Source organism: Bacteroidota bacterium (assembly GCA_016718825.1).
In the GTDB taxonomy this organism is placed as follows: Bacteria; Bacteroidota; Bacteroidia; order J057; family JADKCL01; genus JADKCL01.
Genome location: JADKCL010000004.1, coordinates 278,641 through 292,960 on the forward strand (window position 1 = coordinate 278,641; position 14,320 = coordinate 292,960).

A 14,320-nucleotide genomic window follows, 5' to 3' on the forward strand; every position below is an offset into this window, starting at 1 on the left:
CTACCTTTCTCACTACTAACTCCTTATCCCCTTCCCTCCGATCTTCGCCTTGAGCCAATGCACGACAAATACAAAATTGTCGGCGCGGACCTGCATGCCGCCGCTGAGGTAGGCCTGCACATTTTCGAGACAACGGGCCATTTCCTGCAGAATCTCCTCTTTACCGGCCATGCCGATCATTCTGCCCATGTGGTCGCCCAGGATGCGTTCGATTTCGTAGGCGGGTGCCTTCTTTTGCCATTGTCGCCGCCAAGCGCGCAACAGGGTCGCAATCGCATCCAAATCTTCCTGTTCCCAGGCAAAAATCAGCAGAAAGGTCTTGCAGGCTGCTTGATAGTTGATCCGTCCCGCCGGATTCTCGACCACCTCCTTGGCGTAGCGTTGCGCGCGGCGCAGGTCGCCTGCCATCCAAAATACAATCGCAAACAGGTAGCGAATGTAGGCCAAAGTCGCCGCAGGCGTGCTCTCCGCATGCGCCCGCAAGCCCGCGAGCAGGTAGCTCATGTGTGTGCGCAGTGGCGCCACATCCCCGCTCAGCAATGTGTACGTGCAGATATTCGTCGCGAAATTGAGGAAAATACTGCGTGCAACATTGTCTTGATTCGCCTTGATATTCAGCAACTTCAACGTCGCAGCCAACGAAGCCTCGTATTGCCCGATGGCATTCAGGCAAGTCCCGTAACCACCAAGCGAAAACACATAACGCACGGTTTCCTCGGCGATCAGAAACGGATGCTGTTCAAACAATTGCAAGGTCTTTTCCAATACCAAGGCGCGGTTGGCAAAGTCGAGCTGCTGCATCCGGATCACGTTCCAGATGCGGTGCTTGAGGGATTGACCGCGAACCGGCAAAGCCTCATCGGGCAGCGACAGTGTAGGGTGGCGTTCGATTTCCGCAACAAGCTCCGGCCCAAAATGCCCCGACTGCGAACTTTTGTCCAATACAGCATTCAAGTCGCGGTCGTGCAGGTTTTTGAGCTGTTGCAGCAATTCGAGCTTTCCAAAGGCAAGGCTGCGATCGGCCACCACGGCTTCGCGGCGCTGCTGCAGGGTTTTGACGGGCGCCACAAAAGGCAAAGCCACCAATTCGTAGTCGGCCAAGGCCCGCAAGGCATCCAATCGCTCCTCCACCACGGCAATTTCCCGCGCTTGCTCGATCCGCTTCATCGCAAAATGGTACAACGACCGGTCCAACAGGATGCGAATCTCCGTCAACCTATTCTGCATCAGCGTTTCCGGGTGCTCGTCATACACCGCAAGCATGCGCAAGAGCAAGTTGGTCAGATGGTTTTTGGCTTCGGAGAAATTGGCGAAGTCAAAGGCGGTCTTGAGTGCAGCCTCGTTGTAGGTCTTCTGCCCTTCGATCGCGCGGTAGAGTTGCACGTATTTGAGATCGCTCCGTTTCCCGCGCACGCGCGCAAACCGCATGAAATTGTCCTTGTCTGCCTTGGACATCGAATGAATCAATTCAAACAGGAATTCAGAATTTTTCATGAAAAATCAACCCGAAAAAATCGGCCATGGAAACAGACCAATCATTTGATAATGATTGCATTATTTTAGATATTCTCCAAAAGCAAAACTTATTTTTTATCGAAACTGGCTTGAGTTCCAGCGAGGGATGGGGCAAATTCGTATCGTAGCCTGAAACGGTTGCCAGATCGGTCCGCGAGACCCGTTCTTTCGCAAAACGTAAAGCATTGACAAAATTCTATACTGTACCCGGTTGAATGCCTAATTGTACACCAGCCGCCGGCGGCTGGGAACATGGAGATAGTATGGAGCAGGTGCGAATCCTGCAAGCAAAGGTCTCTATCTGTCGCGACGGATGGGGGCTTTTGTTTTGTGGCTATAGCGAAGGGGGCATTGACGGTGGCAAGGGGTGGGTGTGAGGCAATAGCGAAGGGGCGCACGTTCGCAAGGCGGCTCACACGTGAACTGCGCCCCTTCGCTAATTCTCACACTCCTCACTCTCAACGCATTCACAGCCGTCACCCTTAAAACCTCGGGTGCAGCCTTCTTGATGGCCTCTTCAAGGCCGGCTTTCATGGTCATATGGCTCATGTGGCAGGTTTCGCAGCTGCCCATCAGTTCCAATTCGACGGAGAGGTCGTCGTGGATTGCGTGGATGCGCACATCGCCGCCGTCACTGCGGAGGTAGGGCCGCACCGATTCCAGTGCCTGCTCGACACGTTGCCACAAACTGCTATTTTCGTCGTTCATCATTCTATTGTACCTGCATCTGTACCTTGGCTGTCGGAGGCGTCTGCGAATTGCGAATCGCCACCTGCCTTGCCACTTCGGCTGCAACACTTGCAAAAGCCTTCCCTGTTGGCGAATCCATATTCAAGGCGGAAGGATTTCCTTCATCACCCCGCGTCCGCACATCCTCGACCAATGGAATCTGCCCCAACAGCGGAATTCCCAAGGTTTCGGCGAGTCTCGCGCCTCCATCCTGCCCGAAAATGAAATATTTCTTATCCGGAAGGTCCTCAGGAACAAAGAACGCCATATTCTCTACAATTCCCAACAACGGGACATTGACTTGTGGCGTACGGAACATCTCCGCGCCTTTGCGGGCATCGGCGAGGGCGACCTTTTGCGGTGTCGTCACCAACACCACACCCGTCACGGGCAATTGTTGCACGATGTCAAGTGCAAATCCCCCGTTCCGGGCGGCATGTCCAGGACGAGATAGTCGATTTCGCCCCATTCGGTGTCGAAAATGAGCTGTTGCAAGGCTTTGCTTGCCATCGGCCCGCGCCAGACAATGGCATGCTCGGCCGGCACGAGGAAGCCGATCGAATTGACCTTGACGCCATGGCGTTCGATGGGAATCATCAGGTCGCGGTCGCCGACTTTTTGCACCATCGGCACCTTCCCTTCGAGTCCGAACATGATCGGCACGCTCGGACCGTAGATGTCGGCATCACAAAGCGCGACCCGTGCCCCGCTTTGAGCCAGGGAAACCGCCAAATTGGCCGCCACGGTCGACTTGCCGACTCCGCCCTTGCCCGAAACGACGGCGATGATGTTGCGCACGTTGGGAAGGCGGTCTTGACGGGCCACCGTCGTGACATTCGCCGTCATAAAAGGCTCAACAACAGCACCGGGATGCACATATTTCTGAATCGCCGCGATGCAATCGGCCTTGATCTTCTCCTTCATCGGACAAGCCGGCGTCGTCAACACAACTGTAAATGCCACCTTGAGTCCGTTGACGGAGATATCCTTGATCATTCCAAGGGTTACCAAATCCTTTTTCAAGTCCGGATCTTGGACATGCCGAAGGGCTGAGAGTACTTTTTCTGCGGAAATCATGTTGCAATGCTCAATCGAGTCGCTAAACTAACGGTTTTTGATGGGATAACCCGTTTGAAACGATAAGGTTCCGTCATCTTCCTCGCATCATTTCAATTCAGCCAAAATCGTGCCCATCCAAGATTTCAATTTTCAGATCAAAAAGGGCAGGAAATGCTCCCCGGCTTTCAACCGCATCTCTTCCAACCCTATCTGAATCAACACTAGGGTTCAATGCCACAAAAAGTGCAACCACCAAAGTTCCGCTTTTAATACTTTGCCGATGCCTGCACTTTTCCTTGTTTGAACCCTTAGGTGCCTTCCCAATCAAAAAACTGGGTCCAAGGCAAACGATTCAGGAACCATCAAATCAACTAGATTCGGCCCGGTGCCAACCTGATGAAAAGACGGAACCAATACGTTAGGACCAAATCGAGCGCAACCCATTTTACTTGACAGCGTTTCGGATGGAATATGCAGAACTGGATAGATATTCCTATTTTACATCCGAATAATTAAGACATCATCATTTCTAGCTTATGAAAGAACGTTTTTCACCACTAAAACTCTTGCTTTGCGGTTTGACGGTCGCAGGCAACCTGGCTCTGATGGCCCAGCCATGCACTACACCATCGGCGGTAACAGCCAGCCCCATGGTAATTTGTCTGGGCGGGTCCTCTGACCTCAATGCCATTTCCACAGGAAACAACATCTCTTGGTATACGGTCCCTTCCGGTGGCGTTGCACTTGCAACCGTGGCGAGTGGGGCAAACTATACGGTAACACCCGGTGGCACGACGACCTATTATGCCGAAGGCGTTGCAGGAGGTTCATCAGGCACGCAAACCTTCAATTACAATGGCAGTTCGCAGTCATTCACTGTCCCTTCAGGGATCTATTCGATTCATATTCTGGCCAAAGGGGCGAGAGGGGGAACCAACACGAACGACTCAACTTCCTGTGGCCTCATTGGTGGATTGGGCGGATCGGCTGAAGGCGATTTGGCGGTTACTCCTGGTGAAGTCTTGACAGTTTACGTCGGCGGCCGCGGAAAACCGGGATCCGTGGGAGGATTCAATGGTGGCGGAATAGGTTGTTCCAATACCGCCACCTGCGCAACCGGCGGCGGCGCATCCGATGTGCGCCAAGGTGGTACCGCTTTGACCAACCGTGTCGTCGTAGCTGCCGGTGGAGGTGGCGCAGAATACTCTGCCTGCAACGGAGGTGGAGGAGCTGGGGGTGGACTGAATGGAAACAATGGAACCGAAAGCGGAACTTCCGTCAAAAATGGTAGAGGAGGAACGCCCTCCGCCGGAGGGATCGCAGGCGTAGGAAACTACAACGGGCAACCAGGCACCCTCGGACTTGGCGGAAATTCGGGCAATCACCCCAATGGGCATGCCGGCGGTGGCGGAGGCGGTTACTACGGCGGCGGGGGAAGCTCCGAAGACGGCCATGGTGGCGGCGGATCCTCTTACCTCGGCGGGGTAACCAATGGTGTCACCGCTACAGGGGTACAAACAGGTGACGGCCAAGTCGTATTTACTTGGATCGCCAGCAATTGTACTCCTTCACCTCGGGTTCCTGTCACCGTTTCCCTTGACAATGTGGCTCCTACGGCAGTTTGCCAGCCCATCAGCGTGACCTTGGATTCCCAAGGAAATGGCAGCACAACCGCAGCAGCCGCCGACGGCGGAAGCACCGACAATTGTGCCGTCGATTCCCTTTCGCTCAGCCAAACGGCTTTTACCTGCGCCAATGCCGGGACAAGCACAATCATCCTGACCGTATTTGACGGCAATGGAAACACCTCCACTTGCGCAGCATCGGTCACCGTAACCGGAGGCAATTTTGCCGGTTCCACATCGGTGGACACCACGAGCTGCGGCTACAATGTCTCCTGCGCAAATGCCAGCGACGGCGTCGCACATGCAGCAGGAAACGGTGGTTGTGCCGCATATACCTACCTCTGGAGCAACGGGGCCACGAGCGCCACTGCAACCGGACTCGCCGCCGGCATGCATTACGTCACGATGACAGATGCGGGAGGCCTTACCTATCTGGACAGCGTATGGCTTTCTGCACCACCTGCAATTCAGGTGACTGCCAATACGAGCCCCAGTTGTGCATTGAATGCCAGTGGAGGCATCAACATCTCGGTGGCAGGGGGCAATGACTGCTTGGGTTACACCTACCTTTGGAGCAACAGTGCATTGACGGAAGACCTCACCAATGTCGGCGCGGGGTCCTACTCCGTCACGGTTACCGATGCATCAGGTTGCACAGGCACCCAATCGTTTACCGTCGGCGCATTGCCTGCTCCCGTCCCGACATTCACCCAATCGGGAAACCTCCTGACAGCTTCGCAAGCATGGCCCACCTACCAATGGTTGATGAATGGAAGCAACATCCCCGGTGCCACCAACATGACCTATACAATCGCGCAAACCGCCTCATATTCCTTGAGGGTCACCGACTCCGTCGGTTGCGAGGGAATCAGCGATACGACTACAGTCGTGGGTATCGATGCCCAAATGGGACAATGGTCCGACTTGGCGATCTTCCCCAATCCGACAACCGGCCAATTCACACTGGAAACAGGAAATCCGATCGGCTTCCCTATTCAAGTCCTGATCCGGGACATGTTTGGACGCACCCTTCGAATGGAAAATCTCCAAGATTTGGGCCAACGGCAGACGTTTGACATCAGAAACTTTGCGGCAGGAAACTACATGGTGGAAGTCACTTCCGACTTGGGACACCGCAAGGTATTCCGGCTCGTGGTGCAGTAGCCTGTTCGGCAGCCTTTCAAAAAGCCCGCGGATTTCGGTTCGTGGGCTTTTTGTTTTGTTTCATAGGAGCTATTCTTTCGCAAATCCATCACGGGATCAATTCCTTGGGAAACTGACACCAGAGGACCCAAAACGACGCTACGGTCGTCAAGGGTCAGTTAAAAGGCGATCAAATCCAAGTTGGTCTCCCACGACACTTACAACTTCCACCAAGCCTAAAACTCCCAACAGCGCATAAGCATCCTTCCAAACCTTTGGCGTTTCCCCTGCTGCCTTTCCGGGATTGTCACCTTCGAGGAATGCCTGCAAGGCTTCATCATTTCGATGGTAATAGCCGAATGGACTTGGTCCAAGGCCACCTTTGTACCGCACCTCCGATCTTCCACCCCCTACCGCCCATGGCTCACAATCTTCCCGTCGCTCATTTCGATGGTGCGGTCGCTTTGGCGGGCGAAGTCCAGGTCGTGGGTCACCGCGATGATCGTTTGATTGTACACCGTGCTCAATTCCTTGAAAATGTCGAACACGATCCCCGCATTTTTGCTGTCGAGGTTGCCGGTCGGTTCGTCGCCCATGATCATCAAGGGATCGTTGATCAAGGCGCGGGCAATGGCCACACGCTGCTGCTGCCCGCCGGAGAGCTTGCTCGCCTGCTTGAGCGCCTGATCCGCCAAACCCAACATTTCCAGCTTTTGGTAGGCCCGTTCCTCGATTTCCTTCCGCGAATATTTACCCAACTTCAAGGCCGGAATCATCACATTCTTCAGGCAGGTGAATTCGGGCAAAAGGTAGTGGAATTGAAAGACGAAGCCGATTTTTTCATTGCGAACTGCCGCGAGCCGGTCGAGCTTTTTGCCGCTGAGCACTTCGCCGTCGATCATCAAATTGCCTTCGTATTCGGTGTCCATGGTGCTCAGGATGTAGAGCAGGTCGATTTCCCGCAGCCGGATTTCCCCACAAGGGTGAGGAATTCGCCACGGTGCGCCTCGAAGCTGATGTCGTCGAGCACCTTGATCTTGACCGGATCAGTGAAATATTTCCCGATGCCCTTGGTCTCCAAAATGTTTTCGCGTGTGATCATTTTCTGAAAATGGCTACAGGATCCACTTTTGCGGCTTTGCGTGCAGGTAAAAATCCTGCCAAACTGGTCACGATCAAGCCAAACATCGTGGCCATTCCGAAATACATGGGTTCGAAGCGAATCGGGAAATAACCGATGTCACCGCCGACATAAACCTTGGACAACAGCGTCACAATCAGGCTTCCCAAACCCCAGCCCATCATCACGCCGATGACGCCGATGAGCAAGGCCTGCATCATAAATATTTTGGTCACATCCCATCCGGAAAAGCCCATAGCTTTGAGGATCGCAATGTCGTTCATCTTTTGCATGATGGTCATATTCAGGATATTGTAGATACCAAATCCGGCGACGAGCAAAATCGACATGCTGATACTGAAGGCCATCACGCGGCGGATACGGTTGGCGGCCATGGCCGACGAATTGGCCGTTTCCCAGTCCTCGACGTCGTAACCCGTGGCGCTGCGCAGTTCCGGGATATAGGTTTTGGCCTTGTTGGCGTCCTTGACATTCACAAAAATGTCCGTAATATAACTTGGTCCTTGGCGCAGCAATTGTTGAGCCGTCGCAATATTGATATAGGCCTTGGTCTTGTCGATGCTCGTGATGCCGGTTTTGAAAATGCCGATCACCTTTAGATTCTTGGAAACGCCTACGGCGCTGCTCACCGTAATATTGTCCCCAACGCGTACGTTCAGCTTCTTGACAATTCCTTCGCCGAGGGCAATCCCGTCTTGTCGCGTTTCGATGGCTTTGATATCGCCCTCCAACATACTCGCCGTCAGGTTAAACATCGCATCCTCTTCCCGCACATCGACACCAGAAACACGGCCTGTCACTTGTGCTTGACCATTGTTGTAGAAGACATTGACGGCAACATCGGGCGTCACGGCGGTCACGTAGGGCAATGCCTTGATTTGCGCCATCACCTGATCCGGATTCACAATCTTCTTGCTCTGATTCGTGATTTTAGGGTTGAGAATGACCGCTGCCGAATTGCTGTCGCCCGCAGGCACTTCCGCAATGGGCGCACTCATCGCATCCTCGCGGTACACCCGCAGGTGCGGGACGGTCTTGAACAGCGATTCGGTCGAATAGCGGTCAAAGCCTTTCATCAGCGAATTCATGAAGATAAAGATGCCAATGCCCACCGTCACGCCCATTGCCGCCATCAGAATCTGACGCTTGCGGGTGACGAGGTGCGTGACCGCAATCTCCGAATTCACCTTGTGTTTGACATTTTTTTTCATTTGAGTACGTCCGTAATGATGGCTTCACCTTCCTTCAATCCTTCCAGAATTTCCACCCACTCACTCGAAACAAAGCCGGTTTTCACGACCTGTTTCACTTCGCCTTCCTCGCGTTTTACCCGCACGATATCGCCGTAAGTCAAGTAATTGCGGGGCACGACGAGCACCTGTTTGCGCTGCCCGGTCTCAATATTCGCTTCCAATTGCGTACCCGAAATCTTGAAAAACAGCGAATCGGTGAAGCTAGCCTCCACAAAAAACGATTGCGTTTGTTCGTCGAATGCAGGCCGTATCTCGCTGATTTTGGCCGCGATGCTGCGGTCATTGTCCACGTTCAGGCGCACCTGCGCAGGCTGACCCAACCGAATCTTGCTGATATTCCCTTCGTCCACACTGAGGCGGGCATGCAAGGTATCGGGCGTTCCGATTACCGCAATCACTTCACCGCGGCGCACGAAATCACCCAGCTGCTTGAAGCGACGGTACACTTTTCCGGAAAGGATGGCCTTCACCGCATTGTTCCCCGCAAGCACTTGATTGACATCACTTTGGGAACGTTGCACGACCACCTGCTGATTGGCTTGGCGCTTCAGGTTGGCGAGTTGCTGCTTGAGTGACTCCAAGTTTGCGCGGCTGCTGCTCAATGCAAGTTGCGTATTTTCATATTCCAGCTTGGAAACGCTTTTGCCTTCCCACAATTTGCGGAAACGCTCGACCTGCAATTCGTCCTGCTTGACCTTGTCTTCCGCCGCCGTAATATTGGCCTCCACTTGCCGCAAGGCCGGCGCATCTGCAGCTGCATTGTCCTTGGCAATGGCGAGCAATTGCTGCGCACTCCCCGAACTGATCTTGTTTTGTGGGTTGTCGATCACGGCGAGGACATCGCCCGCCTTGACCAAATCACCTTCCTCAATGCCCAAAGCGATCAAATAACCATCATTTTGGGCCGTGAGATTGTATTGATATTCGGGTTCCAAAATACCCGTCGCAAAGACAAACTCCGTAATGTCCCGGCGTTCAACCTTGCTCTCCTGCTGCTTCTTGCCGCAAGATGACAGCAACACCACCGCTGCTGCAAAAAATAGAATATTCAATTTTGATTTCATGTCTGACAAAAGGTATTCATTCTTCAAAAAGAAATGCGTCCGTCAAAACCATCACACCGCATCTCCAGATCCAAAACTGCTAACTGCTAATTACTATCCGCTAACTGATTCAACCCCAACTTATTCAACTGCAATTGCAAATTCCACTCCGCATTGATTTTGGACAGGATGGCATTGGTTTTATCGGTGAAAGCGGTCAGCAATTGGTCGAGCGACAATATGCCTTCGAGGTAATTGTTGCTGCTCAAGCGGTAATTTTCCTCCTTGAGTTTTGCAATCGATTCGGCGTTGACCAAGGCTTCCGTCGCTCTCCGAATTTCCAAATCCAATTGCTGATTTTGCAACGTTTCCTGCAAGGCAGCCTGCTCGGAATTGATCTCTTTGAGGCGCAGATTGATGCGGAAGTCCTCGGCTTGCGACCATAATTTTGTTTCCGTCGGCAGGGGAACGGAGAGCTTGAATCCAACAAATCGCGAATCGATCCAATCGGCGCTGTTGAACATTTTTTCGTTGCTGTTTTGCTGCCAATTGAAGCCCGCCACGATGGAAAAGGTGGGCAGGAAAGCCAAACGGTTGGCGAGCAATTCGGAGCGTTGCACGGCCGTGGCATAAGCGGCTTGCTTGCGCAACAATTGGCTGTTTGCGGGGGTCGGATAGGCATTGGCTTCTACCGGTGCAAGGCGTTCGTACGTCAGGACCTCCTGCGGTGGCATCCCTAGCAATCCCTTGAGGCTCAAGATTTGCTGTGCCTTGCGTACTTCCAATTGCTGCACAAAATCGGACAAATTCGCACGGTTGACCTTGGCATTGTTGAGGTCCTGCAGCCGTCCAATGCCGGCATCGAAGCGGTTTTGCACCAGGGAAACGATGCTGTCGGCCGCCCGCAAATTGGCTTCGGCTGCCTCCTGTTGAGCCGTCACCGAGCCGAGGTTGCAATATGTGGTCGCAATATTCTCGTGCTGATTGCGGCGATTGAGCGCATTGGTGGTGGCGGTCAATTCGGCACTCGAACGTGCGCTTCCGACACGGGCCCAAGTGCTGGGATTCACGACATCCAATTGCGGCGCGATGGAAGCGACATTTACAAATTGCTGTCCAAAAGTCACTTGCCGGAAGGTCCCGGCAGGCCCACCAAAGATCTCCGCCGGCAGGAAGTTCACCGGCAACGCGAAGTTGTTGGTCGCGGTAACCGACGCAGTTCCGCGCAAATTCACCGTATTGGCGATGGCCGCAGCATTTTGGAGGCGAGCGAGTTCGGTTTGGGCATCGGCGCTTTTGGTGACCGCGCTATGGGCGTCGGCGTAAGTGAGCAGGTCATCCAAGGAATTGAATTCCAAGCCCTGCGCCGACGCGGGTTTGGGTGCGAGCAAGAGCGCAAGAAGCACAGGCAAAAGGCCGAGCATCCGGATGCACTTTCTTTGGGGGGATGGATTTTTCATCAGCATCGTAATCATCGATTTCGATGCAAGCTTACGCGTCTCCCGTGCGGGTGCCTATTGTTATGTATGTGAAGCGGACAAAATCGCAAGTGAAGCGGACAAGGTTGGAGCCCGCGACACAATGAGCCCGCGGCGTCCCGCCGCCAGGGCTATCCTGCAGCCAGCCTCCGGCTGAAAAATTCCGGAAATGTTGTACTCAGAAGCAAGTTGGGCCAAATTCACTGTATCACGATCATCGGTTTCGCCAGCCCGAGGCAGAAAATCAGAGGTCAATGAAAAGCTACCCAATGATACAACTTTCGCCAGCCGGAGGCTCCCGCTCGCGGGGCTGAATGCAGCGTCGGCGGTGAGGCCGGAGGCCTCCGCCTCTTTTTACAAAAATAATATCCATTTACTATTTATGTTCTCATTCAATCTAATTATATTTGCAATTCATCTAAAACCTTGAACCCAATGGCAAAAGTCCCCTATACGATTTCGGATATTCCCTACTTTGTTACCTTGACGGTCGTCGGCCACACGGATTTCTTCACGCGAATGGACTACCGTGAAGAAATCATTAAAAACCTTGAATTCTGCCAACGCAACAAAGGTCTGGAAATCTATGCGTACGTCCTCATGACCAACCACCTGCACATGATTGCAAAAGGAAAGGAAACCTCCCTCGGCGAGGCTTTACGCGATTTCAAAAGCTTTACCGCCAAGAAAATGATTGCCATGATGAACGAAAATCCCAAGGAAAGCCGCAGAGAATGGCTCCAAAGCAGATTTTCGTTCTTGTCGCGGATCCATGCCCGCGATGCCCGCATTCAATTCTGGGCGCGAGACAATTATCCCGAGGAAATCGAAACTGATTGGTTCTTCCGTCAGAAAGAAGCTTACATCCATGAGAATCCAGTTCGAGCTGGATTCGTGGCGCGACCGGAAGATTGGTATTTTTCAAGTGCAAGCCCAGACAGTCCGCTCACGGTTTGCAGGGTTTGAGGGAGCGCAGAGCCCGTGGCCACCGCCTCATCGAGCCCGCGGCGTCCCGCCGCCAGGGCTATCCTGCAGCCAGCCTCCGGCTGAAAAATTCAGCAAATGTTGTACTTAGATGCAAGTCCCGGCCGCATTCACTGTATCACAATCATCGGTTTCGCCAGCCGGAGGCAGAAAATAGAGGTCAATGAAAAGCTACCCAACAACACAACTTTCGCCAGCCGGAGGCTGGGTGCAGCGTCGGCGGTGAGGCCGGAGGCCTCCGCCTCATCGAGCCCGCGGCGTCCCGCCGCCAGGGCTATCCTGCAGCCAGCCTCCGGCTGAAAAATTCCGGAAATGTTGTCCTCAGAAGCAAGTTGAGGCTAATTTCACTGTATCACAATCATCGGTTTCGCCAGCCGGAGGCAGAAAAATAGAGGTCAATGAGAAGCTACCCAATAACACAACTTTCGCCAGCCGGAGGATGGGTGCAGCGTCGGCGGTGAGGCCGGAGGCCTCCGCCTCATTGAGCCCGCGGCCTCCGCCTCAAGCTAACCGGCCTCCGCCTCAAGCTAACCACTCCAAAAAACCGCCCACCTTCTCCTTGGAGATGGTGACCTCCTCCTCAAAAGGCACGGTCAACGTCAGCAGCAGCTTTCTCGCAAAATACTGGGTTGCTTCGCGGATCGCTTTGCGGCTCACCAAGTGCTGTCGGCTTGCGCGGTAAAAATCCGGGCCGGCGATTTCCTCGATGTCGCTCAATTTTTCATTCAACGCAAAACGTTGCCCGTCGAAGCGCAACAGCATTGTATTTTCATGGTGCAGGTAAAACAGCGCAATCTCCTCCAAGGGCACCGGAATGATCTTGTCTTTGTGGTGCACCAAGATGCGGTGTGGGCTCTGAACGGCGGGTTTGGGCGAAACAAGTTGTGCCAAAAGCGCCGAAAAATCAGGCGCAGCAGGACGCAGCTTTTCGAATTTCTCGATGGCTAGCCGCAGGCTGTCACGGCTATAGGGTTTGAGCAGATAGCCAATGCCATTCGCCTGAAAGGCCTGCAAAGCATATTGGTCATACGCCGTACAAAAGATCACCGGAGCAGTAGGTGCTACCTTCGAAAACACATCAAAACAAGTGCCGTCGCCCAGTTGGATATCGCTGAAAATCAGATCAAATCCGCCATTCGCAGCGAGCCATTCCGTTGCCTGCTTCACCGAACCCAAGGTCTGGATCACCTGCCAATCCGGACGCAGCGAATGAATGTCACTCGCAAGGTCCATGGCCATCATCGGCTCGTCTTCCAGGATCACAATTTTCATACCGGCAAGAGGTTGAAGGAAACGGAATATTCGGTGGCGGATTCTTGAATGTCAATTTCGCCATGGCCTAATATACGGCAACGGTGTTGCAGGTTGGAGAGGCCGCTGCCATTGCCTGCGGCATGCATTGACTTGGATTGGCGGTTGTTCCACACCGTAATCCTGTCTCCCACACGGGTAATGCGAATGCGCAAGGGCGCCTCCACGGTCATCGAATTGTGCTTTACGGCATTCTCGACCAACGTCAGCAGCGAAAAATACGGCAATTTGAACTCCGCCGCCGAAACCTCGGCCGCGCATTCGAAGTCAAGCGCCGAATGAAAACGCATTTTTTGCAGCTCAATATAGTCTCGAACCAAGCGCAATTCGTCGGAAAGTGTCACGTGATCGCGCGCCTCCTGCAAGGTCACCCGCAAAAAGTCACTCAGACGGATGATGTACGCCTCGGTCAGGGCTGGATCGCGCCGTGCAAGCGATTTAATGGTTCCCAATGCATTGAACAAAAAATGCGGATTCACCTGATCCTTGAGAATCTGATATTGCGTTTCAAGGCCGGTCATTCGCAGTTGCGCGTTTTCCTCGACCAAACGTGCCTTCGTTTCCGACAACATCCGCAGGTCAATCAAAACATAAATGATGGTATTGACCGCAAATGCATTCACATACCTGATCATCGCCAACCGCTCAGCCTGCGGCGGCAATTGCCCGTGCAAGACCTTCAAAATCACCATGGAAACGCTGATCATCAATCCGCCGATCAGGAAAATTTGCAGCCATTTCCACTTTCCCAGGCGCTGCATCCACGGCAAAAAGGCCAAATTCAGCGCCCAAGCCAACAAGGCAATCCCCGTTGTCGCCGGCAAAATCACCCCGGCATATTCCCATCCGATGCCCGATGCAATCAAAATCGGACTCGCCAAAGCCACGGCCAACAACGGCGCGGTGAGCAAGGCCATCTTCCAAAGGCTGCGATAAGGGATATGAATCGACTTGGACATCGGCGGCAAGGTAAGGAATTTTGCCGAAGCCCGTAAGTACTGAAGACTTGCTTTTTCCCCCTAAGTTCGATATCATTGGA

10 protein-coding genes and 2 pseudogenes are annotated in these 14,320 nt (G+C 53.4%); 2 read left to right on the forward strand and 10 right to left on the reverse strand.

The window, feature by feature from the left end:
• Positions 1–15 precede the first annotated feature (15 nt).
• From IPN95_06360 to IPN95_06370, 3 genes and pseudogenes are all read right to left on the reverse strand, one after another.
• Positions 16–1,494 carry a hypothetical protein gene (locus IPN95_06360; GenBank protein ID MBK9449027.1) on the reverse strand — a complete coding sequence of 493 codons (1,479 nt, stop codon included), beginning with the start codon at positions 1,492–1,494 and terminating at the stop codon, positions 16–18.
• Between the two features lie 318 nt (positions 1,495–1,812).
• Positions 1,813–2,226 (reverse strand): NifU family protein, encoded by a 414-nt coding sequence (locus IPN95_06365; protein ID MBK9449028.1) that lies wholly within the window; start codon positions 2,224–2,226, stop codon positions 1,813–1,815.
• Position 2,227: 1 nt separating this feature from the next.
• Positions 2,228–3,321 (reverse strand): annotated as a pseudogene (locus IPN95_06370) (Mrp/NBP35 family ATP-binding protein).
• Positions 3,322–3,953: 632 nt separating this feature from the next.
• On the opposite strand from IPN95_06370, the gene IPN95_06375 reads away from it, so the two are divergent.
• Positions 3,954–6,092: a T9SS type A sorting domain-containing protein gene (locus IPN95_06375; GenBank protein MBK9449029.1), complete on the forward strand. Its 2,139-nt coding sequence runs from the start codon at positions 3,954–3,956 to the stop codon at positions 6,090–6,092.
• 147 nt (positions 6,093–6,239) lie between these two features.
• Here IPN95_06375 and IPN95_06380 read toward each other — a convergent pair whose 3' ends face one another.
• From IPN95_06380 to IPN95_06400, 5 genes and pseudogenes are all read right to left on the reverse strand, one after another.
• Positions 6,240–6,464, reverse strand: coding sequence for a hypothetical protein (locus IPN95_06380; GenBank protein MBK9449030.1), 225 nt, complete (start codon positions 6,462–6,464; stop codon positions 6,240–6,242).
• Between the two features lie 17 nt (positions 6,465–6,481).
• A pseudogene (locus IPN95_06385) lies at positions 6,482–7,173 on the reverse strand (ABC transporter ATP-binding protein).
• The gene (locus IPN95_06390) at positions 7,170–8,423 is read right to left on the reverse strand and encodes an ABC transporter permease (GenBank protein MBK9449031.1); all 1,254 of its coding nucleotides are present in this window, start codon (positions 8,421–8,423) and stop codon (positions 7,170–7,172) included. The pseudogene IPN95_06385 and the gene IPN95_06390 overlap by 4 nt, the downstream one beginning before the upstream one ends.
• Positions 8,420–9,529: an HlyD family efflux transporter periplasmic adaptor subunit gene (locus IPN95_06395; GenBank protein ID MBK9449032.1), complete on the reverse strand. Its 1,110-nt coding sequence runs from the start codon at positions 9,527–9,529 to the stop codon at positions 8,420–8,422. Before IPN95_06395 ends, IPN95_06390 begins: the two co-directional genes overlap by 4 nt.
• An 86-nt stretch (positions 9,530–9,615) precedes the next feature.
• Entirely contained in the window at positions 9,616–10,968 is a 1,353-nt protein-coding gene (locus IPN95_06400; GenBank protein MBK9449033.1) for a TolC family protein, read from the reverse strand.
• Positions 10,969–11,421: 453 nt separating this feature from the next.
• Between IPN95_06400 and IPN95_06405 the strand changes: the two genes are divergently transcribed.
• Complete coding sequence (locus IPN95_06405; GenBank protein MBK9449034.1) at positions 11,422–11,952, forward strand: transposase; 531 nt, start codon at positions 11,422–11,424, stop codon at positions 11,950–11,952.
• Between the two features lie 540 nt (positions 11,953–12,492).
• Here the strand turns inward: IPN95_06405 and IPN95_06410 are convergent.
• Positions 12,493–13,242: a response regulator transcription factor gene (locus tag IPN95_06410; protein MBK9449035.1), complete on the reverse strand. Its 750-nt coding sequence runs from the start codon at positions 13,240–13,242 to the stop codon at positions 12,493–12,495.
• A complete protein-coding gene (locus tag IPN95_06415; protein ID MBK9449036.1) occupies positions 13,239–14,240 on the reverse strand; it encodes a histidine kinase in 1,002 nt (333 codons plus the stop codon). Before IPN95_06415 ends, IPN95_06410 begins: the two co-directional genes overlap by 4 nt.
• Positions 14,241–14,320 lie beyond the last annotated feature (80 nt).